The organism is Psychromonas sp. KJ10-10, from assembly GCF_047323245.1.
In the GTDB taxonomy this organism is placed as follows: domain Bacteria; phylum Pseudomonadota; class Gammaproteobacteria; order Enterobacterales; family Psychromonadaceae; genus Psychromonas.
On the sequence record NZ_CP178826.1, the window covers coordinates 2,259,084 to 2,283,883 of the forward strand.

Here is a 24,800-nt window from a genome sequence, read left to right on the forward strand (position 1 = left end):
TTACAGACTAATGGCTAATAATTAATGGCTTCGAGTCTCAATGCTCGTAGCTCTCTACTAAAGATAATAAAGCTTCGAGTACTGAGCTTCTAGCCACGAACAACTATGACTCATATCTACTGTATTGGGGGCATATCACCCTAATTACTAATTACCAATCACTAACAACTAATTTCGTCGCCTATTTATTGTCGGTCAAATAATTCTGTACTCATTCTGTTATTATGTGGCGAATTTTAATTTTAAGGAAAAGTGATGACTGAATATATTATTCTCGGCGTTATTGTGGTGTTTATTTATTTTGCATTAATCAAAAATAAACCTGTTCGCAAAACAGATTGGGAAAGCTTACCTAACTTCGAAGAATATCAAGCCATAGAAAAGTCACATAATGAGGAAGGAACACTGTGTTGCCAACATTGTGGACATCAAGAAATGGTTGAACGAACTTTAAAAGACAAGAAAGAAAATCCAGAAAATAATAAATTTTATCATGCCTGTACGCAATGCAAGGTAGTGTTGTGGCGTAGCCAGAAATAATTTCAAATTAAATATAATTACCTCTAATTTAGTGAATAAAAAGAGGGCAAGCAGTATTGAGTTAAGTATAATGCCTGTCGCTAAAAGTTAATAGGATATCAGTGTGGATACAAGTAACGAAAAACGTCTCAATAAATACATCAGTGACTCTGGGTTTGGTTCTCGCAGACATGCGGATAAGTTGATTGAACAAAATCGAGTCAAAATTAATGGTGTGGTGCCCGAATTAGGCACTAAGGTACAACCGGGAGATATTGTGGTCGTTGATGGTAAACGCATTAATGCCGTTGAAGAAAATAAATCAGACCGTGTTTATATTGCTTATAACAAACCTATTGGCATTACTTGTACCACTGAATTAGATGTACGTGGCAATATCATTAATGCGATTGGCCATAAAAAGCGTATCTTCCCAATTGGGCGCTTAGATAAACCTTCTGAGGGTTTGATCTTTTTGACCAGTGATGGCGATATTGTGAATAAAATATTACGCGCTGAAAATGCTCACGACAAAGAATATGTTGTTACGGTAGATAAACCGCTCAGTGAACGCTTTGTGGAGCGCATGCAACGTGGCGTACCAATTCTCGATACAATCACTAAGCCCTGTAAAGTAAAAGTCGAAAGTCGTTTTGTGTTTTCTATTATTTTAACTCAAGGTCTAAATCGTCAAATTCGTCGTATGTGTGAGTTTTTAGGTTATGAAGTAACTAAGTTAGTGCGAACTCGTATTATGAATGTCACTCTAGAGAATCTAAAACCAGGCCAATGGCGTAATTTAAGTGCAAAGGAAATGCAGGAAATTAATGACGCTGTGTCTGGTTCTTCTAAAACAGCGGTTAATACAGCCCAACCTAAAACGACTAAACATGTTGCTTCACCTAAACCGGCAAAAGCAACGCCTTACGGAAAGAATAGCGGTAAATCGAAAAAAGTCTTCGTAAATAATAAAGCCTCTTCGACGACTAAGCCAAAAACAGGTAAGCGTGTTTTAACGTTAAAGCGTAAATAATTAATGAGTTTAGGCGAATTCGATTTAATAAGACGTTATTTTCAAAATACCGATAAAAACAATGCTGATTCAGGTGTGAGTCATGGAATTGGTGATGATTGCGCTATTTTAGATGTGCCCGATGGTTATCAGTTGGCGGTGACAACGGATAGCTTAGTATCTGGCGTGCATTTTTTTGAGGATGTTTGTCCTTATCGGTTAGGTTATAAATCTCTTGCTGTTAACTTGAGTGATATAGCGGCTATGGGAGCGATACCTAAATGGGTTTCTCTTGCAATTACATTACCTAATGTAGATCAACACTGGTTAAGTGAATTCTCTCGAGGTTTTTTTGAACTCGCGAATAAGCACAATGTGACTTTAATTGGTGGAGATACAACCAAGGGGCCACTTTCAATCACCGTTTCTGCAAAGGGCATTGTGCCACGTAATAAAGCATTATTACGAAGTGGGGCAAAAGAGGGCGATGTTATTTGTGTTTCTGGTGTTATTGGTGATGGCGCCCTAGGACTTGCCAGTAAATTAGATAACCTTAAACTTCATTATTCAAAACCCTTTATAGACGCTCTAGAGCTAACGGAACCTCGTATTGAACTTGGTCTTTTGTTATCTGCTTGTGCTTCTAGTTGTATTGATATTTCTGATGGTTTATTACAGGACTTAGGTCATATAACGGATAAATCTCAGTGTGCGACGCGGTTACAATTAGATAAATTACCCTTGTCAGTGGCAATGCAAAAAGAAATACAAGCAAATAGTCTCTCACAGGATCAAGCTTACCGTTATGCGTTAACGGGTGGGGACGATTATGAATTGTTGTTTACTCTTGAAGCATCTGCTTTTAAACAATTACAACATCAGATTAATCAGCATAATCATTTATCGTCTAATCCGGTCAAGGTAACTGCGATTGGTGAAATAGTAGAAAAAAATGAACAGAAAATTCAATTGTTCGATCAACAGCAATCAGTACAAATACAAGGTATTGGTTGGGATCACTTCAAATAATAATCAATGACTTCAGGTAAATAAATTAATGAAACGTAACGATTTAAAAGGGTTAAAATTAACTAATCCGCTACATTTGGGCGCCGTGGGATTTGGCGGCGGTTTACCTGATAAAGCGCCCGGTACATTTGGTACCATAGCGGCTGTTCCATTGTATTTTTTGCTTTCTTTTCTTGCGCTTGAAACCTATGTGATCGTGTTAATTGTGAGTAGCTTATTAGGTTTTTGGTTTTGTCATGTGACCAGTCGTGATATGGGGGTGCATGATCATAAAGCGATTGTGTGGGATGAGTTTGTCGGTTATTGGATCACTATGGTGGCGGTGCCATTTAGTTGGCAATGGGCATTAGTGGGTTTTGTATTATTTCGATTATTTGATATTTTGAAACCTTGGCCAATTAGTTGGTTAGATAAAAAAATGCAAGGTGGGTTCGGTATTATGATCGACGATATTGTTGCGGGTATATTTGCGGCGATTGTTTTACAAATATTGATACATTTTTACGGTTAAAGATATGTTTTGGGCACTGAAAAAACTGTTTATTATTACGCTATTTATTGTCTGCGCGATAGTTAAAGTGGAAGTCGCTACGGTAATTTCACCTTCATTTAGTGATCAAATAGCTAAAATTGCGGTGACAGAGTTACCTGCTTCTTTTTCTCCCTTTGCTTCGGCGTCATTATCGACTTCACGTTTAATGACTGATGTTAATCGAAGCTCTCGCTCTCAGTACCATCATTTATTTTTTGATCCGCTCATACGTTGGGGAAAAGATAAAACAATAGAGTTTCGTTTAATCACGAAATTAGAATTACTTGAAAATAATAATACTCGATTTCATCTGAAACAAAATATTGTCTTTCATTCGGGCAACGTTTTAACAAGTAACGATGTTATTTGGTCACTTAATGAAGCGGTTAAAAATAAACAGTTGCATCGAAAGCTTCAGCATATCATTGAAATAAAAAAGGTTGATGACTACCGATTTGATATTCAAACGCAGTTAACTCAAGCGCAACTACTGGACTATTTGACCCATTTATTTATTCTCGATAGTGAATATTATAAAAAATATCATATTGATCATAATGCACTGCAAGTTGCGGTCAATCCGCCAATAACAAGATTACCTCTTTCGGGTACAGGGCCATATCAGGTAAGTGCTTTTTATCCAGGTGTAAATTTAAATGTGTATGCCAACGAGAATTATTGGCAAACACCGCCAGCTTTATCATCATTAAATTTTGTTAAAGTGAAATCTAAAGAATCACGTTTATATGCTCTGTTAGCTGGCGATATTGATATTAGTGAAGCGGTATCTAATCAAAATATCGACTCTGTGCATTTATTGGATGATAAACGTGTTTATCAGGTAAGGTCGACGAACGCATTATCTTTGATAATTAATGAATCGAGTAATGCTTTTTTTAAGGACGATAGCGTACGCAATGCTATTCATTTATCTTTGAATCAAGCAGGTATGTTGAGACATATTCTTAATGGCACTGGTAGCATTGGTAATACTTTTGCTAATGCTACCTTTGCCCATGAAAATAGAACCTTTGAATCCGAGCCATTAAATGAAACTAACATCTCTCAAAATTCAACTCTTAATGCTTTAAGATTAAAAGAGCCTGTTTATGATACTAAGTTGGCTAAATTATTATTAAATACACTTACCACGCCAAAAGGCTTACTTTATTGGTCTTATCCGATGAAAATGCACATACCAAAGAAGTTGTTTTAGCTATTAAAAATATGCTTCTGAAGGTAGGTATCCGTTTGCTGATCACCGAGGTAGAAACTTTAGCGGGATGGAATAAATTTCAGTTTGAGCATGATTTACTCATTTCAAATTGGCATACATCTTTATTGAATACGGATAATATCTATCAAAATATTTTTAAAGATAGTCCTCTATCTGCTTATCTTACCTTTCGCTTTGAAGAAGAGGGGCAACCATTAAGCTTGCAACAAAAGATAAAGCTATTTGATCAATACCAATCGCAGGATTATGTTGTGCCACTTTTTTCTCAGAATGAAATTTGGGCAACGGATAAAAAATTCGATTTAACAGAGGTTTTTTCTGTGAATGCAATTCCTTATTGGCATCAACTTTCTATTAAGGATGATGCCAATAGTAAGGAATAGATTTAGCTGAAGTAAGCTTGGATTTGTTCTTCAATACCTTTGCTATCTAACTGAAGTAACTGGTAAATTTCTTCTTGGCTACCCTGTTCAATGAAGGTATCGGGAATACCAAGATTGAGGGTACTGCGATTAAGTTTCTGTGCCATTAAGAATTCATTTACTGCCGAGCCTGCACCACCTGCAATACTATTTTCTTCAATGGTGACAAACTTTTGATGCGTTTTAGCAAGTTCAATTAATAATGCTGTGTCGAGTGGTTTGACAAAACGCATATCTATTAGGGTCGCATTGAGTTTTTCAGCCACTGGAATTGCCTGTTGCAATAAAGTACCAAAACACAGAATAGCAATTTTCTCACCATTACGAAGGGTATTTGCTTTACCGATATTTAAAGATTGCATTTTCTTATTAATTTTTACTCCTGTGCCTGTTCCACGAGGGTAACGAACAGCGACTGGGGTATTTAATGAATGCCCGGTATAAAGCATATCTCGACATTCTTGCTCATCGGAAGGCGTCATAATCGTCATATTCGGCACAGTACGCAGAAAGCTTAAATCAAATGCGCCTTGGTGTGTTGGCCCATCTGCACCAACAATACCTGCTCGGTCAATAGCAAATAAAACACCTTGGTTTTGAATGGCAACATCGTGAATAACTTGGTCGTAGGCACGTTGCAAAAAGCTCGAATAAATTGCAACAACAGGATTTAACCCTGAAATAGCCATGCCTGTTGCTAAGGTTACAGCGTGTTGTTCTGCAATGGCCACATCATAATATTTGTCTGGGTGACGTTTTGAAAACTTCACCATGCCAGAGCCTTCACGCATAGCGGGTGTGATAGCTGTTAATTTATCATCTTCATCGGCCATATCGTTAAGCCATTCACCAAAGACCTGTGAAAAAGTCGCAGAGCTTGGCGCGACTTTAGGTAAATCTTGATCCGGTGTAAATTTAGGCACAGCATGATAACCAATAGGGTCTAATTCAGCTTGTTTATACCCTTTGCCTTTTTTAGTCATAATATGTAAAAACTGCGGGCCTGAATGGTTACGCATATTTTTAAGTGTATCGACTGAATCAATTACGTTATGACCATCCATAGGGCCAATGTAATTGAATCCAAATTCTTCAAAAATTGTTGCTGGTGAAACCATACCTTTTAGGTGTTCTTCGGTACGTTTTGCAAGTTCTTTTATTGGCGGAATATTAGACAGTACTTTTTTACTGCCTTCACGTAATTGTGTGTAAAGGTCGCCGGATAATATTTTTGCTAAGTGATTATTTAAAGCGCCTACATTTTCAGAAATAGACATTTCATTATCGTTTAAGACCACTAACATATCATTATGGATTGCACCGGCGTGATTCATTGCTTCAAATGCCATACCAGCAGTAATTGCTCCATCGCCAATAACAGCAACAACTTTACGTCCTTTTTGCTCTTTTTCGGTCGCGATTGCCATACCAAGTGCGAGCACCGATAGACGTTGAGGAGTGACCAACACTTAGCACATCGTATTCACTTTCTTCACGCCATGGGAAAGGGTGCAAGCCTTTAAAACGACGAATGGTGTGCATTTTATCACGACGACCCGTTAGTATTTTGTGTGGGTAAGCTTGGTGACCAACATCAAAAACTAAATGATCAAAGGGTGTGTGATAAACATAATGTAGCGCTACAGTGAGCTCAACTACTCCTAAGCCAGATGCTAGGTGACCACTGGTTTGACTAACACTGGTTAATAAAAATTGACGTAATTCATCACACAGTTCAGGTAATTGCTCTTTTTTTAATAAACGCAGATCTTCTGGGTAGTTTATATTAGTCAGTATTGGATAATTGTTAAGATCTAAAGGCATAGTTATCAGTCGCGTTTATTAGGAAAAGGGAAGTTCTTACCTATCACGTTTTATAATATATAAGGCAAACGATTCAAGTAACTGTGTATTATAAGGTAATTGTGACAAAGCATGAAGTGCTTCTTGATAAAGGGATTGCGCTTTTGCGATCGCCTGCTCTAAACCGAGTAATGCTGGGTAGGTCGATTTGTGATGTGCAACGTCAGAACCCTGTGGTTTTCCAAGTGTTTTAGTATCACTAATAATATCTAAAATATCATCCTGTACCTGAAAGGCTAAACCGATTGCCTGTGCAAATTTTTGTAATTGCTCGTAGTGTTCAGGGGCAAGACTTTCATCACTTAGTGCACCTAATTCCACTGCTGATTTAATTAAAGCACCGGTTTTTTCCGCATGTATCTTTTCTAATGTTTGCAAATCAACCTGTTTATTTTCTGCTTTTAAATCCAGGGACTGACCACCACACATGCCTGCTTCGCCGGAAGCCTTTGCAAGTGTTTTGACCATTTTTAATTGAGTTTGATGAGTCAAGCCTTCAATCGGTGTTGCAATAATATCAAAGGCAAGCGCTTGTAATGCATCTCCTGCTAGAATCGCGGTTGCTTCATCGAATTGAATGTGACAGGTTTTTTGACCACGTCGTAAGGCGTCATCATCCATTGCAGGTAAATCATCGTGAATCAATGAATATGCATGAATGCATTCTACTGCACAGGCAAGGGGATCTAATGTTTCAAGTTTTGAACCTAGCATTTCACCTACAGCGTAAACCAAAAAAGGGCGAACACGTTTGCCACCCATTAATGCGCCATATTTCATTGCGTCGTTTAAGCTTGCAGAAGTTGAGGTACGCCACTTTAAAGTGATCGCTAAGTCTGCTCATTTACACGCTCTTGGTAATATGAGATAGCCTCAGATAATTGTGTCATATTATTTATTGTTCACTAAAATTTTGAAGCGTTGCTTGGCTATCATTTTGCATTAAAATAGACACTTGTTGTTGTGCCTTTTGTAGTTTTTCACTGTTACTGCGTGCTAATGAAATGCCACGTTCAAATTGTTTTAGTGCTTCCTCTAACGGAAGTTCACCATTTTCAAGAAGACCAACAATTTGTTCTAGCTCATTAATTGCTTCTTCATATTGCATATTTTCTGGTTTTTTTAAGGCCATGTGTCTAATCTCTAAAATTTTTCCCAAGACTACTATGCACAGGTGATAAGTCAAACAAGAGAGGATAAATTATTTATAAACAGTGATATTGTTAGGTATTATTATGTTTTAAATTAATGATTCTCTGCAAATTGACGATATAAAGCTATAATCACAGCAGTGGGTTTAATAATACCAATTTCAATAACTAAGTGATCAATCTTACTGGTGAAAATAAACTATCTTTGTGTTGAAAGTCTTGTAAAGGGAAACTGTCTTTTACAGCAACTTGCAAATTAAACTAGCTTCTTTTCTGTGGGTAATATTTGGTCATTAAATTAAACGAATTGATATAAGTTATAATTAAAGGAATATTTTGTGGATTTAGCAACGATAATCGGAATTTTAGGTGCCTTTGGCTTTGTTATTATGGCCATGTTGATGGGTGGCACGCTTGAAATGTTTATGGATATGGTATCTGTACTAATTGTTTTTGGTGGTACTGCCTTTGTTGTAATGATGCAGTATAACTTATCCCAGTTTATTGGTGCGATCAAAATAGCCATGAAAGCCTTCATGTTTAAAAGTGATTCACCAGAGGAGTTAATTGCTAAGTCTGTCGAAATGGCTGACGCCGCACGTAAAGGCGGATTTTTAGCACTGGAAGAAGCAACCATAACCAACGCTTTTATGCAAAAAGGTGTTGATATGTTAGTTGATGGCCATGATGCTGATGTAGTGCGTTCTACACTTGAAACCGATATTAAATTAACTTCAGCACGTCATGAATTGGGCGCTTCTATTTTTAAAACAATTGGTGATGTTGCTCCTGCAATGGGGATGATAGGTACCTTGGTTGGTTTGGTTGCCATGTTATCTAACATGGATGACCCTAAATCGATTGGTCCAGCGATGGCTGTTGCACTATTAACAACTCTTTATGGTGCTATTGTTGCAAACATGATGGCATTGCCTGTTTGTGCTAAATTAACATTACGTGCAGAAGAGGAAAAACTGAATCGTAGCTTGATTCTAGATGCGGTTTTAGGCATCCAAGACGGCCAAAACCCACGAGTAATTGAAGGTGTTTTACGTAATTATTTACCTGAATCAAAACGTGGTGCTGTTGGTGGCGAAGGTGATGAATAATGGCTGAAGAAGAGTGTAAATGCCCCCGAGGGACTCCCCGCATGGATGGGGACCTTTGCGGATTTAATGTCATTGTTGATGTGTTTCTTTGTATTATTACTTTCATTCTCTGAAATGGATGTATTAAAATTTAAACAAATCGCAGGTTCGATGAAATATGCCTTTGGTGTGCAATCTTTACTCGAAGTTAAAGATATCCCGAAGGGGACTTCTGTTATTGCACAGGAGTTTACCCCAGGAAGGCCCGATCCAACTCCTATTGAAGTTATCATGCAACAAACAGTTGATATGACCCAAGCCAAACTGGATTTTCAGGATGGTGATGCAAGTCGTGTCGGTGGCCAAGAAAATATAAAAGTGCGTAAAGTCGCTGTGCCAGAAGAAGTAGACGCTGAGGCTGAAAATAAATCTGAATCGAAGTCAGAAACGGATGCCGAGGGACAACAAGAAGAAGCGCCTGTTCAAGAGCAACAAACTGAATCACAGGAAACGCAACTTGAAGAATATACGCCACAACCTGGTGTTTCTGCACAGCATGGTATGGCGAAGAAAATCGCACAGGAGTTACGAGAAGAAATTGAAGATGGGGCTATTGAAATTGAAGCCCTTGGGCGACAACTTATTATTCGAGTGCGAGAAAAAGGCTCATTCCCTGCTGGTTCCGCCTTTTTACAACCAAGGTTCCGTCCTGTCATTCATAAAGTCGCGAGAGTTTTAGTGGATGTACCTGGGGTAATAACAATTTCAGGGCACACTGATAATGAACAGATACAGTCGGAACTATATCGTTCAAATTGGGACCTTTCTGCTCAACGAGCAGTTTCCGTTGCCCATGAAATGTTAACCGTCCGTGAAATTCGAAGTAAAAGCTTAGTTGTAGTGGGGTACGCCAATACTAAGCCAATAACCGACAGTGATGATAATCTTGAAAGACGTCGTAATCGTCGTGTAGAGATCACTATTATGCAAGGTGAAGCCGCTGAAAGTGAAGAAATTGGGGTCTCTCAAGAGTAATCGTTTCGACAAACCACCTCAGGTTACTGAGGTGGTTTTTAATAGCTTTGCAGGTATAATGCCAGCCTATCGATTGTTCATTCATAAGAAATTTTCCAAGCTGTGTCTTGAATTAAAAGTTGATGACATGACTAAATTTGCCAAAATTGGCGTTTGTAACAAAAAAAGAGAATATGAAAATACCTAAAAGAATACAGCCCTTAGTCAATGATGGTTTAGTTGATAAAGTGTTACGCCAACTAATGAGCGGTAAAGAAGCAACTGTTTTTGTCGTACAATGTGGTGAAGAAATTCGTTGCGCAAAAGTATATAAAGAAGCAAGTAAACGTAGTTTTAAGCAGGCTGTTTTATACAATGAGGGCAGAAAAGTCCGTAGTGGCCGTCGTGCTCGTGCGATGGAGAAAGGCTCAAAATTTGGTCGTAAACAACAGGAAGAAGTTTGGCAAAATGCTGAAGTTGATGCCCTTTATAAACTAGCTGCGGCAGGCGTACGTGTTCCTCAACCCTATGGTTGCTTTGAAGGTGTGTTATTAATGGAGCTGATCACCGATGAAGAGGGTTTCTTCGCTCCTAGGTTAAATGATGTGTCAATGACGGCTGAACAAGCCGTGGAAGATTACCTAGATATTATTCAGCATATCGTGCGTATGCTAACGGTGGGTATTGTTCATGGTGACTTATCTGAATTTAATGTATTAGTTGATGAATGGGGCCCTGTGATTATTGACTTGCCTCAGGCTGTTGATGCCTCTGCTAATAATAATGCTAAAAGCATGTTGTTGAGAGATGTAAATAATATGACTACTTATTTCTCACAATTTGCACCTCAATTAGCACAAACACAATATGGTAAAGAGATATGGAGTCTCTACGAGGCAGGAAATCTATCGGCAGATACGCAGCTAACAGGTCAATTCAGCGAAAAAGCGGCTAACGCAGATGTTGATAATATTATGGATGAGATAAATGCGACTCGTACTGAGTATGAAGAAAATCAACAGCGGATTGATGCCTACGAGGCTTAATGTTAGCTGTCTTTACTGCGTTGATTAATAAAAATATGTTGATAGAAATATAATTTAAATCGCGCAAAATTCTCTATAGATGCTATGCTATTTATCATCATTTGATAAATAGGTGATTTGATGGGCATAGCATCTATTCCACAAAAAATCATTCCTGCTATTATTTTCTCGGTAATTTTAGCGATAATTGCCATGTTTGCTTCTCAGGTTGGCGATCCTACTAATAAAAATATTAGCAACGATAATGATTTTAATATTAAACAAAGTTATTTAATTAGCCCGCTTGAAGACACCCTAAACACAATATTATCAAATAATCAGTATCAGTTTGTTGATACTGAGTTAAACGCGATTCCTTGGAGTTTTGAACAACATGCCTATTGGTTGAAGTTTGAAATTAAAAACAAAGGGCAGGGCTTTACGCCACTAACTGTGCATTTTGATAATGTTATGTTAGATGAGTTGACCATCTTTCAATTCCAAGCATCTGATAATAGTGCAACCTCAACACAACTGGGCGACGTATTAGCTGGCCTTTCTTTTTCTCAACGAAGCACGCCACATTATTCCTTTGATATCGAGGCAAATGAAAACGTCACATTATATGTACGTATTGCAACGACAGGCATTGCTAAAACCCCGATTCATATTTATCACCTTAATGATTTCAGCGATTTGGTGCAAAAGAAACACCTTCTCTGGGGGGATTTATCGGTGTTACTCTTATTTTTGCATTATATAATTTAGTTCTATTTTTTGCCGCTAAGGATTTTGTTTATTTAATTTATAATGGTTACATTCTGTCCAGCTTAGCCTTGATGGGGAGTGTATTGGGTTATGGATTTTATATTTTCCCGGAGTGGTTACAGTTAGTTTTTCATAAACAGGTGGTCGCACTTAATTGTATTTTAGTGATATTTGCATTGTTATTTCTTGTTTATTTCTTAAAGTTCCAAATTGATAAAAAATGGAAGTTTTGGTTGGCAATTTTCACCATTATTCTTTTTGCAATATTGTTAATTGTTAGCCTGTGGTTACCTGAATATGCCAGCGCAAAAACCTTATTTATTCTAATGCCGCTAGCACTTGCGGTGTGCTTTATTTTACTTATCACTAAAATGCGTGAAGGAGTGCAATGGGAAATATTATATATTTATTCTTGGGTACCTTTACTGATTTCAGTTGCTATGCAACCACTTGTATTGACCGGCAAAATTAAATATAGCTTCTTATCACATCATATGTTTTTGATCTCTATTCTTGTTGAAATTGTATTAATGGCAATGGCATTAGTCGCCAGAATGCGTTATCAAAAAGAACAGGTCATCTATCATGCAACGCATGACATACTGGTTGGGTTACCAAATCAAACTTTATTAGAAACCTACATCTCAAGTTTATTAAAAGCGCAGAGGGTGTTTTCGAGTTGTTTAATTGATATCAAAAATTATTCTACACTAGCACCTTATCTTTCCACCAATGCACTGCTAACGTTAGAACGACAGGTTATTAATGATATTACGCCTATGCTCGTTTATGAAAGGAAAGTACATAGTATTAATGATAATGAAAAATACCCGATAAAACTTGCCAAAGTTGCCGATGGACAACTGATGTTTATTTTTGATAGCGAATCTAAGCAAGAAATCGTTAATTTTATGACACATTTAAAAGACAAAATTAGCAAAGAAATACAACTAGATGGTTTATTAATTGAATTAAAAACAAATATGGGTATTTGCTTTAGTACAAACAATATAAAAGAGACGGTTGCAAACGAGTTTATTCAGCATGCTCGTCTTGCGATAGAACAAAATAAAGAAGAGGAAAAAGTTCATTTTTATCACGAGTTAGCAGTGTTAAATATTAAAGAGCACCTCAAGCTTGCTTGCGATCTTCAACAAGCGATTCGTGAAAATGAATTAAATCTTTATCATCAACCACAGATTGATTTAAAAACAGGAGAGATTTACGGTTCGGAATTATTATTACGCTGGAAACATCCTGAGCATGGTTTTATTTCTCCTGAACTTTTTGTTGGTGTGGCAGAGGACACAGGACTTATCAATGAACTCACTTTATGGGTTATTGAACAAGCCTTTAGGCAAGTAGAAATTTTACAAAAACATTCTGACTTAGCACAAAAGATATCAGTTAATATAAGTGGTAAAGATATTGGTCTTTCTCATCTATTGCCTTATGTTGAGGGGAAATTGAAAGAGTTTAATATCCCAGCGAATATGATCACCTTTGAATTAACAGAATCAGTGATGGTCACTGATTTTAGAGCCTTAGATAGCTTAATGAATTCGTTGAGTAAATTAGGTATTAATGTTGCGATTGATGATTATGGGACGGGGTATTCTTCGTTAAATTATATTTCACAGCTTAAATTTGATGAGTTAAAAATAGATAAAGCCTTTATTTTAGATCTTGATCATTCCTCTCGTAATCTCGCCATTGTTAAAGCAACCATTGAAATGGCAAAAAATTTAAAACTGAAAGTGGTTGCTGAAGGAGTGGAGTCAAAAGCGATTGAGCAAAAACTATTGGAAAGTGGCTGTGATATAGTACAGGGCTATTATTACAGCAAACCACTTCCCTTTGATGCCTATCTTACTTGGCTAGATAATTATAAAAATCCAGTCATTTAAAGAATTATCTAGCTTCTATTCATCAATGATTTTTCTTAATAACATGATTAAACCTAATACTGGAACACCAATTAATGCAGAGCCAATAAAGAAATTAACATATCCAAACCCATCGACATATACACCTGAAAAACCAGCGATAAATTTTGGGAAAAGTAACATCATGGAGCTAAATAAAGCATATTGTGTGGCTGAAAATTCAATATTAGTTAACTTAGATATATAAGTAATAAAGGCGGTGGTTGCGATACCTGCACTCATATTATCCAGTGAAATAATCAGGGTTAATAACATTAAATCTTTACCAACAAAAGCAAGAATGGCAAAAATAAGGTTAGTAACAACCACTAAAAACCCACCTAAAAAGAGTATCGAATAGGTACTGTAGCGAGTTAATAAAATACCACCGAGACCAGCACCAACAAGTGTCATGATCACACCAAACACTTTAGAAATGGCGACCACTTCACCCTTTGTATATCCCATATCAACATAAAATGGGTTAGCCATAATACCCATTACTATGTCTGAAATACGGTATGTACCAATTAATACCAAAATCAATAAAGCATGTTTACCATAACGTTTAAAGAAATCACTAAAGGGCGTTATTACGGCAATGTCTAACCATGCAACAAAGCGCGCTAATAGTTTTGGTAAATTATGATCTTGCAGTTTATTTTCAATTTGTTTTTGTGTTTCTTGGTATTTATCTTGGTATTCAGGTTCATGGCATATAAAGGTAGTAATGATACCAACAGACATGCATCCGGCCATCACAAAATAAGACAAAGACCAAGCACTTAATAAATAAGCGTCAGTAGGGCTTGCCCAAGCGGCAATTGCCAGTGAGCCCGCGCCAGCCATGATCATTGCTAATCGATAACCTGTCATGTAGGAAGGCTGCCATAGGTCGCTTGAAATTTTTCAGGTGCGGATTCGATGCGATAGGCATCAATAACAATGTCTTGTGTTGCGGAGCTGTAGGCCACAATCAAGGCAAAAATAGCGAATAAAGTTAGATTTATCTGTGGATCACTCATTGCCATACCAATAAGAGCCAAAGTAATCGCTGTTTGCGAAAGTAATAACCAACTTCGTCGACGACCTAACCACTGGGTGAGAATAGGAATGGATAAACGGTCTACAAAGGGGGCCCATACCCATTTGAATGCATAAGCGAGTGCAATCCAGCTAAAAATCCGATGCTAGCACGACTCACTCCAGACTCTCGAAGCCAGAATGAAAGTGTCGAAAAAACTAAAAGAATGGGTAATCCAGCGGAAAAACCCAGGAAGAACAGGGATTGCTACACGTTTTTCCAAGTAAATCTTAGAACTTTCTAACCAGGTTTGAATGTGTGCCATGTTTTTGCCTTATTGCTTAAATTTATGACCAACTAACTTTAAACGCCAACCTGTTAATAGTTTAGGTTTTTCTGCTTTGTTACGTTGTTCTGCGGTTAGTTTCCATGACCAACTTAAATACTCATTGATAACACGTTTTGAGGCAATCAATTCAACGGGAATTTGATTTTCATCGGCACAGGCTTGAATCGTTTCACGCATTGATTTCAACGTCTTTTTATAGGCGGGAAAATCAACTAATCGAGTTACTAGGGGAGGGTATGTTTCTGGATCTTGACTTAAAACGGTATTAATTATTTTTAAAAGCGCTTTGCCATGAATACGAACTTCACTATGGGGTAAATTTAAACGGCGAAGATCATCAACAGTTGTTGGTCTGTAATGTGCTAATAACCAAAGGTTATCGGCTTTGACGATAAAGTTTAATGCTAAGTCACGTGCTTGTGCGGTTTTTAATCGCCATTTTGCTAATTTTTGAATAACAGCCAAACCTGCCCTGTCTAGCTTAAATAAATTATTAAGTGATTTATAAGCTTTATTCGGGTCTACCTTTTTCATTTTAAGATCTAAGGTTGTTTGACATTCTTCTTTAAAGAATTCGTACATGCCTTTATCAATTAATTGAGCCGTTAATTTTTCTAAACAGGGTTTTAAATGCAATACATCCGTCTGTCGCATAGTTAACTTGTTTTTCACTTAGAGGGCGTTTGCACCAATCGGTCCGTGACTCTCCCTTATCCACAACAATCCCCTCTAGCGTCTCAACCATGTTGGCGTAACCTAGAGAGGCACCGAAGTTTAAAAATGCACAGGCAATTTGGGTATCAAAAAGGTTAAAATTTAAATCTTTTTTATGCTGACGAATGATTTCTAAATCTTCACTGCTGGCATGTAAAATCAGATCTTTGTTATCAATGGCCTGCCAAAATTCAGATAAATCAGGAATGCTAATGGGATCGATTAATGTGATTTTTTCGTTTTGGGAAAACTGTAATAAACCAAGATGTGCAACAAAAGTACGGGTGCGAACAAATTCTGTATCAAGGCTGATTGGCGTATTATCAATGGAAGTAATAAAGTCGTTTAGTTGTGCTTGTTGGGTAATCATCTCGAATTGCATTACTTCTCCAGGAAAAATCTAAGGTATGTTGTTACATCCGCCCATAGGGCAAAGTTTGTTGATTATTTTTACGAGCTTATGTCGGATAATATGCTATTAGCTCAGTTTTGTGTGAAAAATAGCAGGCTGTTGTTAAGATACACTCGAAAAATCAACAAGCTTAATACTACGGAATTATTAAATAATCATCCATTTATTATTATAAATGATGCACTAATAACCTTTATGTTTTATTAATAATAAGGAAATATGCTTAAAAAGAAGTAATAGAGGGGATTTTTTAGGCTCCATCTTGTGAGATTGTCGCCTTTCAATTAGAATATCGGCTTTTAGAGACACATAAGCAACTTTTTGATAGTCATTATCATTTAGTTTCTATCAAATTCAGTGAATTGTCTAGCAATTAGTTAAATGCATTTAGCATGGTAAGGAAAACAATGACTAAAACTATGTATGAAAAAATCTGGGATGCGAACTTAGTTCATGAACCAGAATCAGGATCACCGCTTCTGTTTGTTGACAGACACCTAATGCACGAAGTAACAAGCCCACAAGCTTTTGAAGGTTTACGCCTGCAAAATCGTTCTGTGCGTAACGTACACAGCATTCTAGGTACTATTGATCACTGTGTTCCTACCAAAGATCGTTATAACATTGTTGATGCTATTGCAAAAAAACAAGTTGAAACAATGACATCTAACTGTGATGAAAACGACATCAACCTTTATGGTATGGACAGCGACCAAAATGGTGTTATCCATATCGTTGTACCTGAGCATGGTTTTGTTCATCCGGGTATGGTTGTTTGTTGTGGTGATAGCCACACAGCAACACATGGTGCCTTTGGTGCACTAGCCTTTGGTATCGGTACCTCTGAAGTTGAACATATTATGGCAACTCAGACATTACAACAGAAAAAGCAAAAACAATGCTTGTTAAAGTTGAAGGTAAATTACCTGCATATTCAACAGCAAAAGATATTGCATTAGCAATCATTGGTGTAACAGGTACTGCTGGCGGTACAGGTTATGTGATGGAATTTGCTGGTTCAGCAATTACAGAACTGACGATGGAAGGGCGTATGACCCTTTGTAACATGGCAATCGAAGCGGGCGCGCGTGCTGGTCTTGTTGCACCAGACCAAGTGACTTACGATTACTTAAAAGGTCGTGAATTTGCTCCTTCTGAAGAATATTGGGATCAAGCAGTTGCACATTGGGAATCAATGAAAACCGATGAAGGCGCAACTTTTGATGAAACTATCGTATTAAAAGCAGAAGACATTGCACCACAAGTTTCTTGGGGTACATCTCCTGAGCAAGTTATTTCGGTAACAGGCGCGGTTCCAGCACCATCTGATTTTGATAATTCAGTTAAAGCTCAAGCATGTGAAAGTGCACTAAAATACATGAACCTAACTGCAGGCCAAAAAATTACTGATATTCATGTTGATATCGTTTTTGTTGGTTCTTGTACAAATGGCCGTATTGAAGATTTCCGTGCAACAGCTGATATCATCAAAGGTAAAAAAGTTGCTGAAGGTGTTCAAGCAATTGCTGTACCTGGTTCTTTCCCTGTTAAATTACAAGCAGAAAAAGAAGGTTTAGATAAAATCTTTATTGATGCGGGTTGGGAATGGCGTGATCCAGGTTGTTCAATGTGTCTAGCAATGAATGGCGATGAGTTGAAAGATGGACAACGTAGTGCATCAACTTCAAACCGTAACTTCGAAGGTCGTCAAGGTAAAGGTGGTCGTACTCACCTTGTTTCACCTGCTATGGCTGGGGCCGCTTCAATTGCAGGCCATTTCGTTGACATTCGTGATTGGAAATAGGAACTAGATAATGCAACCATATATTAAACATACAAGTATCGTCGCCTTAATGGATCGTAGTAACGTTGATACTGACCAAATCATTCCTAAAAACTTTATGAAAAAAGTTGAGCGTACTGGTTTTGGTATTAACTTATTCCATAACTGGCGTTTTCTTGCTGATAACATCACTCCGAACCCTGACTTTGAGCTAAACAAACCGGCTTTCCAAGGCGCTAAAATTTTAGTTGCTGGTGAAAACTTTGGTTGTGGTTCATCGCGTGAGCATGCGCCATGGGCAATTGCTGATTACGGCTTTAACACTATTATCTCAACTAGCTTTGCAGATATTTTCTTCAGTAACTGCTTCAAAAACAGCATTTTACCAATTGTTGTTAGCAAAGAAGAATTAGCGACTCTGATGGCAGAAATTTCTGCAAATGAAGGTGTTGAGTTTACTGTTGATTTAGTTGAACAGAAAGTAACGACACCAGGTGGTTTAGAAATTAACTTTGAAGTTGATGCTTTCCGTAAACAATCTTTAGTTGAAGGTTTAGATGATATCGGTTGGACATTAACTCACGTTGATAAAATCGCGACATACGAAGAAGCAAACAAAAAGAAATTACCTTGGCTTTGGCCTAGCGCTTAATTTTTAGTATTTAAATCGCTGTTATTTGTAAACACTGATTTAATTCTAGAAAAAATATTTGTTAAAAGGTGCACTTAGTGCACCTTTTTTATCAATAGAGCTTATTGCAATATGGATTTATGCTGAATAATAATCGCAATAAATTTTATTTAAAGTAATGACGGAGTAACACAATGGCAGAGCGACAATTAACTGTTGAATTAATGGACACCACTTTACGTGATGGCGAACAAACACAAGGTGTTTCATTTTCTCCCGCAGAAAAAGTAAGTATTGCTAAAGCATTGTTGCAAAAATTAAACGTTGATCGGATTGAAGTGGCTTCTGCCCGTGTTTCAGATGGTGAAAAAGAAGCCGTTGCACAACTTAATGAGTGGGCAACACAGGAAGGTCTGGTTGAACGTATCGAAGTGTTAGGGTTTGTTGATCATACGCGTAGTGTTGATTGGATTGTTGAAGCGGGTGGCAAAGTATTAAACCTGTTAACAAAAGGCAGTTTGAAGCATTGTAGTGAACAACTTGGTAAAACCTTAGATGAACACCTTGTTGAAGTGAAAGAAACCATTAAATATGCGCAAGGAAAAGGATTAAACGTTAATATTTACCTTGAAGATTGGTCTAACGGTTATAAAGATAGTCCTGAATATGTTTATGAAATGATCACTAAACTTCAAGGTGAAGGCATTGATCATTTTATGTTACCCGATACCTTAGGTGTTATGTCTCCCGATGAAGTTTTTGATAGCTTAACTGATATGGTAGAACGCTTTCCATCTTTAAAATTTGATTTCCACGGACATAATGATTACGGGCTTGCCACTGCTAATGCAATGTTTGCAGTAAAAGCAGGGGTGTCTTCAATCCACTGTACGATGAATTGTTTAGGTGAAAGAGCGGGTAATGCATCGTTAGCAGAAGTAGCCGTTGTTTTACAAGATAAGCTGAACGTTAAGGTAAATATTGATGAAAAGGAAGTTCATACACTAAGTCAATTAGTTGAAAGCTTTTCAGGAAAACGTTGCGCAGATAATACGCCAATTGTTGGTGCCGATGTGTTTACACAAACCAGTGGTATTCATGCTGATGGTGATAAAAAAGGCGGCTTATATATTTCTGCTTTAACACCTGAGCGTTTTGCTCGTTCGCGCAGTTACGCCCTAGGTAAAATGAGTGGTAAGGCCTCATTAGCGAAAAATCTTGAGGCGATGGATATTGATTTAACAGCAGAACAACAGAAAAAATTATTACAACGCATAGTGCGTCTAGGGGATCAAAAGGCCACAATAAGCGCTGATGATTTACCTTTCATTATTGCGGATTTGTTGGAGCGTAATGAATATAACTATGTTGAATTGTTAAACTGTTCAATCAACTCAGGATTAGATTTAGAGTCAACAGTAAGTATCCGCGTGCGTGTTAATCAAAAAATTTACAAAACCAGTGGTAGCGGTAATGGTGGTTTTGATGCCTTTATCCGTGCAATGAAAAAAGTGTTAGATAAAAGTAAATTCACTTTCCCTGAGCTGATAGATTACCAATTACGTATTCCACCAGGCGGAAAAACCAATGCATTGACTGAGTGTACAGTGACATGGTTAGATAATGGTGAACAAATTACAACTCGTGGTGTTAATGCAAACCAAGTACTTGCAGGTATTGGTGCGACATTACGTATGATCAATTTAAAAATGCACACAAAATAGAGAAGGTAAAAAAATGAGAGTATGTGGCGTAGAGCTAGTTGGTAACGAAGCTATTATCGCAATTATGCAATTAAAAGATGGTTTATATGATGTACCTGTTGTACGTGCAAATAAGTTTAGTTTAGTTGATGCGATTAATACTGTTCCATTAAAGAAGTTTCAATCTGACTTTAAACAGTTAATGACGGATTACAAAGTTGATACTGTTGTTATTAAACAACGCGAGTTAAAAGGTAAATTTGCCGGTAGTGCTTTGAGCTTCAAAATTGAAGGGGCATTACAGTTATTAGCAGATATTAATGTACATGTTATTTCTTCTGCATATATTAAAGGTGGCTTGTCTAAGGCACAAAATACGCCAACAGCCGTTGAGCTTGGATTGAAGAAATTCCAAGAGCAAGCTATGCTAACTGCTTTTGGCTATCTAGAACAGCAGTCTTAGTTTTACATGTTTTACCCTCGTTCCCACGCTCTGCGTGGTAATGCATAGAAGCAATGTGTACCGAACGATAATAAGTAAAAGGCATGAATTCCCACAGAGACTGTGGGAACTAGATTGAATTTAAAAAGGGCTTTCATTTGAAAGCCCTTTTTTTAGGCTTTGTAAAAATTACTTCTTAGCTGGTAAAAGAGCTGTGACTGCAATAATAATAAATAAAACACAGTAAATCGCAAAACTCACGATTAGCCATTGTGGCATTGAGTAACCAAAGAATTGCCAAACAATATCAGCACAATTACCAGTTGGGTTGAATAACCACGGAAGCCACTCGTGTAAAGGTGCCCAACTTGGGAAGTTAGGGAAAAAGTCACAGGTAGCAAAAGGCGAAGGATTTAATTGGTAATCAGTGTGTTCCATTGCTAATAACAATCCCCAAACCGCATTTAATGCCCATAATCCAAAGGCAAGTAAACGGATGATGATGTTTTGGGGGGCAATCGAGCCAACTAAACCTGCTACAACGATGCCAAGCATGGTAATTCTTTCGTAAACACACATCACGCAGGGTTCGAGTTTCATGATATGTTGAAAATAAAGCGCACAAAGTTCTAAGGCAAATGCACTAAAGGCAAGAAGTAGCCAGGGCGCTCGACGTGTGGAAAGGCTTTTTAAATTAGATAACACAATTTTTTCCTAGAAATGATGAAGATTGCTAGTTGTACCACTAACAGTGTATTAATTTCAAACTTATATCAAATATTGTTGTCAGTTAATATAGTTTTAAGCATTATATTTTAGAATATTTGTCCTTGAAATATATCATCTTTTCACTCAGGATTACTGTGTTATCATACAGGTAGTTTAATTATAAAAAACGGATAAGCAGATAGATGATCATGAAAGCAAAAGGACCCGCCGATGTTGCAGAACAATATTTAATCGAGTCAATTTGGAATGGCTCAATTGAAGTAAATTCGGAGTTACCTGCAGAGCGTTTTTTGGCTGATAAAATAGGTGTAACACGCACTACATTGCGCGAAGTGTTACAACGATTATCAAAGGATGGTTGGATAACTATTCGTCATGGTAAGCCAACTAAAGTTAACGACTTCTGGGAAACGTCGGGGTTAAATATTTTAAGCACATTAACGCGTTTAGATGTTAATCGACGTAGTGACTTTATCGATCAGTTAATGTCTGTTCGCACCAACATAAGTAGCATTATTTTACGCATGGCGGCTAAAAACAATAATAAGACGGTATTGGCTTTTTTAGAAAACATACCCTCTATTGATGCTAGTAGCGAAGAGTTTACAGAGTTTGATTATCGTTTTTATCATCAAGTCGCGGTGTCATCAAATAATATGATTTATGTGTTAATTTTAAATGGGCTACAAGATTTGTATCGTAAAGTAGGTATATTTTATTTTTCTAATAATGAGGCGCGTTCGATTGCGCTTAACTTTTATGCTGACATTAAAGCTGTATTAGAAAAAGGTGAAATACAACAGATAATGCAAATTGTACGTGATTCTGCCTTTGCCAGTGGTAAAATTTGGTTGCGCTTGCGCCATCAATTACCCGCTGATTTTCTTGATTAATAATATTCTCCGATTGAGGCTTCTTTTGTTAAAAAAATATGATTAATCACCTATCAGGTGTTCAAAAATTATTTGAGGTAGGGGTGATTTTAACTCTATTTCTTGCGGTTTTTATTTCTTTATCTCTGCTTTCATTTTCACCTATTGATCCAAGCTGGTCTCAACAGCAATGGGTTGCTCGCCATTCATAATGAGGGAGGGCGTGTTGGAGCTTGGACTGCGGATGTGTTGTTTTATTTCTTCGGGTTATTAGCCTATACCGTACCATTTATTGTTTCAATTCTCGCTTGGGTATTATTTTGGAAGCCTAAATTCACCCTAGATATTGATTATTTAAACTTAAGCCTACGTATCATTGGATTTATTTTTACTATTGCTAGTTTATCTGGTTTGGCTTCATTAAATTTTAATGACTTTCACTATTATCCTTCAGGTGGATTGATAGGTGATGTGATTGCACAAAGCATGCTTGGTTTTTTCAGTTTGTTAGCAGTGAATTTGGTATTGTTAACCCTTTTAATTTCTGGAACAACACTTTTATTGGGCGTTTCATGGTTGCGTTTAGTGGATGGTTTAGGCGCCTTGGTAATTAAATGTATTGTTAGCATTTTCTCGTTGTAGCGCTATTTAACTTCTCGAAAGGAACAAAAAGAAGAGTTAGAGGAACTTGAAGAGATAGAAGACTCTGAAGATGAACAACCATTAGTCGAAGTAAAAAAAGCAAAAAACCTAAAAAAACAAAGGTAGTTTTACCCGAAGAACCACAACAAGATATTAATATTCAAACTTCACCATTAGACACTGATATTGACGATCAATACATTGATGCTCCCTTTAGTCATGATGACTCAGATGAGGTTGATGACTTCGTTTTTGCTGGGGATGATTTTGAAGCCGATGAAGAAATACAGGCGATTGATTTTTCAGATTTAGAACCTGAAGAAAGTCTTGTTGATGATGAACCAGAAATTGTGCCAGATTTCTCTCACCTTCCTGAGCATGCTCGTCCAGCGATCAAGCGCAAAATAGATAAAGATATGGCCCCGTTTCCAAGTATTGATTTATTAGATCGCCCTAATAAAGCGACAAACCCTGTTTCTGAAGAAGATTTACAGACAGCACGCTCGCTTGGTGGAATCGAAATTATTAGAATTTAAAATTAAAGCCGACGTAGTTAATGTTTTACCTGGGCCAGTTATCACTCGATTTGAACTTGCCTTAGCGCCAGGCATGAAAGTCAGCACAATTACCAGTCTAGAAAAAGATCTGGCCCGAGCACTTTCTGCAATGAGTGTACGTGTGGTGGATCAAATCCCTGGTAAAGCGGTTATTGCATTGGAATTACCTAATAAGCATCGTGAAATTGTATACTCTTCACAGGTATTAGGTAGTAAAGCCTTTACCGATGCTAAATCGCCACTTTCTATGGTGTTAGGAGCTGATATTTCAGGTAAACCTGTGGTGGTTGATTTAGGCAAAATGCCTCATCTATTAGTAGCGGGTACAACTGGCTCGGGTAAGTCAGTTGGTGTCAACTGTATGCTAGTGAGCTTATTGTATAAATCAGCACCTGAAGATGTGCGTATGATTTTGATTGACCCTAAAATGTTGGAATTAAGTGTTTATGAGGGCATTCCTCATTTGTTGACAGAAGTTGTTACCGATATGAAAGAGGTCGCCAGCGCATTGCGTTGGTGTGTGGGTGAAATGGAACGTCGTTACAAATTATTATCTGCTGTTGGTGTAAGAACTCTGGCGGGTTATAACGCTAAGGTTAAGGAAGGGATTGAAAACGGTGAGCCATTAGTTGACCCTATCTGGAAAGAGGGCGACAGCATGGATATGACTGCCCCGAATTTAGAAAAATTACCAAATATAGTTGTAGTAGTTGATGAATTTGCTGACATGATGATGATTGTCGGTAAAAAATGTGAGGAGTTAATCACGCGTATTGCTCAAAAAGCACGTGCCGCGGGTATCCATCTTATTCTTGCAACACAACGTCCATCGGTAGATGTTATTACCGGTCTAATCAAAGCTAATATTCCTACTCGAATAGCATTTCAAGTTTCAAGTAAAATCGATTCTCGTACTATTTTAGGCATGCAGGGTGCGGAAACATTACTTGGTCATGGTGATATGTTGTATCTTCCACCGGAGCAGGGGTACCAACACGTGTGCACGGCGCTTTTGTTGATGATCATGAAGTACATAAAGTGGTCGCAGATTGGAAGAAACGCGGTGAGCCAAATTATATTAAGGATATTTTAGAAAGTGATTTAACACTTGATACTATATTACCAGGCGAAGAAGCGGAAGGAGACAATGAAATTGACGCACTGTTTGATGAAGTGGTTGCTTTTATCACTGAAACACGCAAAGTTTCGATTTCGAGTATCCAACGTAAATTTAGAATTGGTTATAACCGTTCTGCACGTTTGGTTGATCAATTGCAAGCTCAAGGGGTGATTAGTGCACCATCTGGCGCGAATAGTAGTCGTGACGTGTTAGCGCCACCACCTGTTAAGGATTAAA

The 24,800-nt window shown here is 37.5% G+C and carries 21 protein-coding genes and 5 pseudogenes; 19 read left to right on the forward strand and 7 right to left on the reverse strand.

Features of this window, described 5'->3' with window-relative positions; genetic code table 11:
* Positions 1–255 precede the first annotated feature (255 nt).
* From ACLKMH_RS13110 to ACLKMH_RS13135, 6 genes are all read left to right on the forward strand, one after another.
* Positions 256–540, forward strand: a complete 285-nt coding sequence (locus tag ACLKMH_RS13110) for a hypothetical protein (protein ID WP_413698576.1) — start codon at positions 256–258, stop codon at positions 538–540.
* A 103-nt stretch (positions 541–643) separates the two neighbouring features.
* Positions 644–1,552 (forward strand): 23S rRNA pseudouridine(2604) synthase RluF, encoded by a 909-nt coding sequence (gene rluF / locus ACLKMH_RS13115; RefSeq protein ID WP_413698577.1) that lies wholly within the window; start codon positions 644–646, stop codon positions 1,550–1,552.
* A 3-nt stretch (positions 1,553–1,555) separates the two neighbouring features.
* Complete coding sequence (gene thiL, locus ACLKMH_RS13120; protein ID WP_413698578.1) at positions 1,556–2,560, forward strand: thiamine-phosphate kinase; 1,005 nt, start codon at positions 1,556–1,558, stop codon at positions 2,558–2,560.
* A 28-nt stretch (positions 2,561–2,588) separates the two neighbouring features.
* Positions 2,589–3,071, forward strand: coding sequence for a phosphatidylglycerophosphatase A (locus tag ACLKMH_RS13125; RefSeq protein ID WP_413698579.1), 483 nt, complete (start codon positions 2,589–2,591; stop codon positions 3,069–3,071).
* A 4-nt stretch (positions 3,072–3,075) separates the two neighbouring features.
* A complete protein-coding gene (locus ACLKMH_RS13130; RefSeq protein ID WP_413698580.1) occupies positions 3,076–4,308 on the forward strand; it encodes an ABC transporter substrate-binding protein in 1,233 nt (410 codons plus the stop codon).
* Positions 4,263–4,712, forward strand: a complete 450-nt coding sequence (locus tag ACLKMH_RS13135; RefSeq protein ID WP_413698581.1) for a hypothetical protein — start codon at positions 4,263–4,265, stop codon at positions 4,710–4,712. The genes ACLKMH_RS13130 and ACLKMH_RS13135 overlap by 46 nt, the downstream gene beginning before the upstream one ends.
* Before the next feature lie 2 nt (positions 4,713–4,714).
* Here ACLKMH_RS13135 and dxs read toward each other — a convergent pair.
* From dxs to xseB, 3 genes and pseudogenes are all read right to left on the reverse strand, one after another.
* Positions 4,715–6,575 (reverse strand): annotated as a pseudogene (gene dxs / locus ACLKMH_RS13140) (1-deoxy-D-xylulose-5-phosphate synthase).
* 36 nt (positions 6,576–6,611) lie between these two features.
* The gene (ispA, locus tag ACLKMH_RS13145) at positions 6,612–7,376 is read right to left on the reverse strand and encodes a (2E,6E)-farnesyl diphosphate synthase (protein ID WP_413698582.1); all 765 of its coding nucleotides are present in this window, start codon (positions 7,374–7,376) and stop codon (positions 6,612–6,614) included.
* Positions 7,377–7,509: 133 nt separating this feature from the next.
* On the reverse strand, positions 7,510–7,746 hold the full coding sequence (gene xseB / locus ACLKMH_RS13150) for an exodeoxyribonuclease VII small subunit (protein ID WP_413698583.1): 237 nt from the start codon (positions 7,744–7,746) through the stop codon (positions 7,510–7,512).
* 357 nt (positions 7,747–8,103) lie between these two features.
* On the opposite strand from xseB, the gene pomA reads away from it, so the two are divergent.
* From pomA to ACLKMH_RS13175, 5 genes and pseudogenes are all read left to right on the forward strand, one after another.
* Positions 8,104–8,874 carry a flagellar motor protein PomA gene (pomA, locus tag ACLKMH_RS13155; RefSeq protein ID WP_413698584.1) on the forward strand — a complete coding sequence of 257 codons (771 nt, stop codon included), beginning with the start codon at positions 8,104–8,106 and terminating at the stop codon, positions 8,872–8,874.
* Positions 8,874–9,888 (forward strand): annotated as a pseudogene (locus ACLKMH_RS13160) (flagellar motor protein MotB). Before pomA ends, ACLKMH_RS13160 begins: the two are co-directional and overlap by 1 nt.
* A gap of 173 nt (positions 9,889–10,061) precedes the next feature.
* Positions 10,062–10,913, forward strand: a complete 852-nt coding sequence (locus tag ACLKMH_RS13165; protein WP_413698585.1) for a PA4780 family RIO1-like protein kinase — start codon at positions 10,062–10,064, stop codon at positions 10,911–10,913.
* A 120-nt stretch (positions 10,914–11,033) separates the two neighbouring features.
* Positions 11,034–11,660, forward strand: coding sequence for a 7TM-DISM domain-containing protein (locus ACLKMH_RS13170; protein ID WP_413698586.1), 627 nt, complete (start codon positions 11,034–11,036; stop codon positions 11,658–11,660).
* Positions 11,639–13,567, forward strand: coding sequence for an EAL domain-containing protein (locus ACLKMH_RS13175; RefSeq protein WP_413702343.1), 1,929 nt, complete (start codon positions 11,639–11,641; stop codon positions 13,565–13,567). The genes ACLKMH_RS13170 and ACLKMH_RS13175 overlap by 22 nt, the downstream gene beginning before the upstream one ends.
* A 15-nt stretch (positions 13,568–13,582) precedes the next feature.
* On the opposite strand, the pseudogene ACLKMH_RS13180 reads toward ACLKMH_RS13175, so the two are convergent.
* The 3 genes and pseudogenes from ACLKMH_RS13180 to ACLKMH_RS13190 form a co-directional block, all read right to left on the reverse strand.
* Positions 13,583–14,934: pseudogene (locus tag ACLKMH_RS13180) on the reverse strand (AmpG family muropeptide MFS transporter).
* A 9-nt stretch (positions 14,935–14,943) separates the two neighbouring features.
* Positions 14,944–15,612, reverse strand: coding sequence for an HRDC domain-containing protein (locus ACLKMH_RS13185; protein ID WP_413698587.1), 669 nt, complete (start codon positions 15,610–15,612; stop codon positions 14,944–14,946).
* Positions 15,548–16,054 (reverse strand): hypothetical protein, encoded by a 507-nt coding sequence (locus tag ACLKMH_RS13190; protein WP_413698588.1) that lies wholly within the window; start codon positions 16,052–16,054, stop codon positions 15,548–15,550. Before ACLKMH_RS13190 ends, ACLKMH_RS13185 begins: the two co-directional genes overlap by 65 nt.
* Positions 16,055–16,491: 437 nt before the next feature.
* On the opposite strand from ACLKMH_RS13190, the pseudogene leuC reads away from it, so the two are divergent.
* The 4 genes and pseudogenes from leuC (at position 16,492) to ACLKMH_RS13210 (ending at position 20,664) form a co-directional block, all read left to right on the forward strand.
* Positions 16,492–17,888, forward strand: a pseudogene (gene leuC, locus ACLKMH_RS13195) (3-isopropylmalate dehydratase large subunit).
* A 10-nt stretch (positions 17,889–17,898) separates the two neighbouring features.
* Complete coding sequence (gene leuD, locus ACLKMH_RS13200; RefSeq protein ID WP_413698589.1) at positions 17,899–18,519, forward strand: 3-isopropylmalate dehydratase small subunit; 621 nt, start codon at positions 17,899–17,901, stop codon at positions 18,517–18,519.
* Between the two features lie 173 nt (positions 18,520–18,692).
* Complete coding sequence (locus ACLKMH_RS13205) at positions 18,693–20,222, forward strand: alpha-isopropylmalate synthase regulatory domain-containing protein (RefSeq protein WP_413698590.1); 1,530 nt, start codon at positions 18,693–18,695, stop codon at positions 20,220–20,222.
* Between the two features lie 13 nt (positions 20,223–20,235).
* The gene (locus ACLKMH_RS13210) at positions 20,236–20,664 is read left to right on the forward strand and encodes a DUF3010 family protein (protein WP_413698591.1); all 429 of its coding nucleotides are present in this window, start codon (positions 20,236–20,238) and stop codon (positions 20,662–20,664) included.
* Positions 20,665–20,832: 168 nt separating this feature from the next.
* On the opposite strand, the gene dsbB is transcribed toward ACLKMH_RS13210, so the two are convergent.
* Positions 20,833–21,348 (reverse strand): disulfide bond formation protein DsbB, encoded by a 516-nt coding sequence (dsbB, locus tag ACLKMH_RS13215; RefSeq protein ID WP_413698592.1) that lies wholly within the window; start codon positions 21,346–21,348, stop codon positions 20,833–20,835.
* A gap of 206 nt (positions 21,349–21,554) precedes the next feature.
* Here dsbB and fadR point away from each other — a divergent pair, with 206 nt between their 5' ends.
* The 4 genes and pseudogenes from fadR to ACLKMH_RS13235 form a co-directional block, all read left to right on the forward strand.
* Positions 21,555–22,265, forward strand: coding sequence for a fatty acid metabolism transcriptional regulator FadR (fadR, locus tag ACLKMH_RS13220; RefSeq protein WP_413698593.1), 711 nt, complete (start codon positions 21,555–21,557; stop codon positions 22,263–22,265).
* Positions 22,266–22,303: 38 nt separating this feature from the next.
* Positions 22,304–22,456: a DNA translocase FtsK 4TM domain-containing protein gene (locus ACLKMH_RS13225; RefSeq protein WP_413698594.1), complete on the forward strand. Its 153-nt coding sequence runs from the start codon at positions 22,304–22,306 to the stop codon at positions 22,454–22,456.
* Positions 22,440–22,886, forward strand: a complete 447-nt coding sequence (locus ACLKMH_RS13230; protein WP_413698595.1) for a DNA translocase FtsK 4TM domain-containing protein — start codon at positions 22,440–22,442, stop codon at positions 22,884–22,886. Before ACLKMH_RS13225 ends, ACLKMH_RS13230 begins: the two co-directional genes overlap by 17 nt.
* A 380-nt stretch (positions 22,887–23,266) precedes the next feature.
* A pseudogene (locus tag ACLKMH_RS13235) lies at positions 23,267–24,799 on the forward strand (DNA translocase FtsK); the annotation flags it as partial.
* Between the last annotated feature and the right edge of the window lies 1 nt (position 24,800).

Coding starts and splice junctions, on each gene's coding strand:
- ACLKMH_RS13205 (WP_413698590.1), top strand. CDS start 18,693: ATGGCAGAGCGACAATTAACTGTTGAATTAATGGACACCACTTTACGT.
- ACLKMH_RS13225 (WP_413698594.1), top strand. CDS start 22,304: ATGATTAATCACCTATCAGGTGTTCAAAAATTATTTGAGGTAGGGGTG.
- ACLKMH_RS13185 (WP_413698587.1), bottom strand. CDS start 15,612: ATGCGACAGACGGATGTATTGCATTTAAAACCCTGTTTAGAAAAATTA.
- leuD (WP_413698589.1), top strand. CDS start 17,899: ATGCAACCATATATTAAACATACAAGTATCGTCGCCTTAATGGATCGT.
- ACLKMH_RS13170 (WP_413698586.1), top strand. CDS start 11,034: ATGGGCATAGCATCTATTCCACAAAAAATCATTCCTGCTATTATTTTC.
- ispA (WP_413698582.1), bottom strand. CDS start 7,376: ATGGGTGGCAAACGTGTTCGCCCTTTTTTGGTTTACGCTGTAGGTGAA.
- xseB (WP_413698583.1), bottom strand. CDS start 7,746: ATGGCCTTAAAAAAACCAGAAAATATGCAATATGAAGAAGCAATTAAT.
- ACLKMH_RS13125 (WP_413698579.1), top strand. CDS start 2,589: ATGAAACGTAACGATTTAAAAGGGTTAAAATTAACTAATCCGCTACAT.
- thiL (WP_413698578.1), top strand. CDS start 1,556: ATGAGTTTAGGCGAATTCGATTTAATAAGACGTTATTTTCAAAATACC.
- fadR (WP_413698593.1), top strand. CDS start 21,555: ATGATCATGAAAGCAAAAGGACCCGCCGATGTTGCAGAACAATATTTA.
- ACLKMH_RS13130 (WP_413698580.1), top strand. CDS start 3,076: ATGTTTTGGGCACTGAAAAAACTGTTTATTATTACGCTATTTATTGTC.
- ACLKMH_RS13210 (WP_413698591.1), top strand. CDS start 20,236: ATGAGAGTATGTGGCGTAGAGCTAGTTGGTAACGAAGCTATTATCGCA.
- ACLKMH_RS13190 (WP_413698588.1), bottom strand. CDS start 16,054: ATGCAATTCGAGATGATTACCCAACAAGCACAACTAAACGACTTTATT.
- ACLKMH_RS13110 (WP_413698576.1), top strand. CDS start 256: ATGACTGAATATATTATTCTCGGCGTTATTGTGGTGTTTATTTATTTT.
- ACLKMH_RS13165 (WP_413698585.1), top strand. CDS start 10,062: ATGAAAATACCTAAAAGAATACAGCCCTTAGTCAATGATGGTTTAGTT.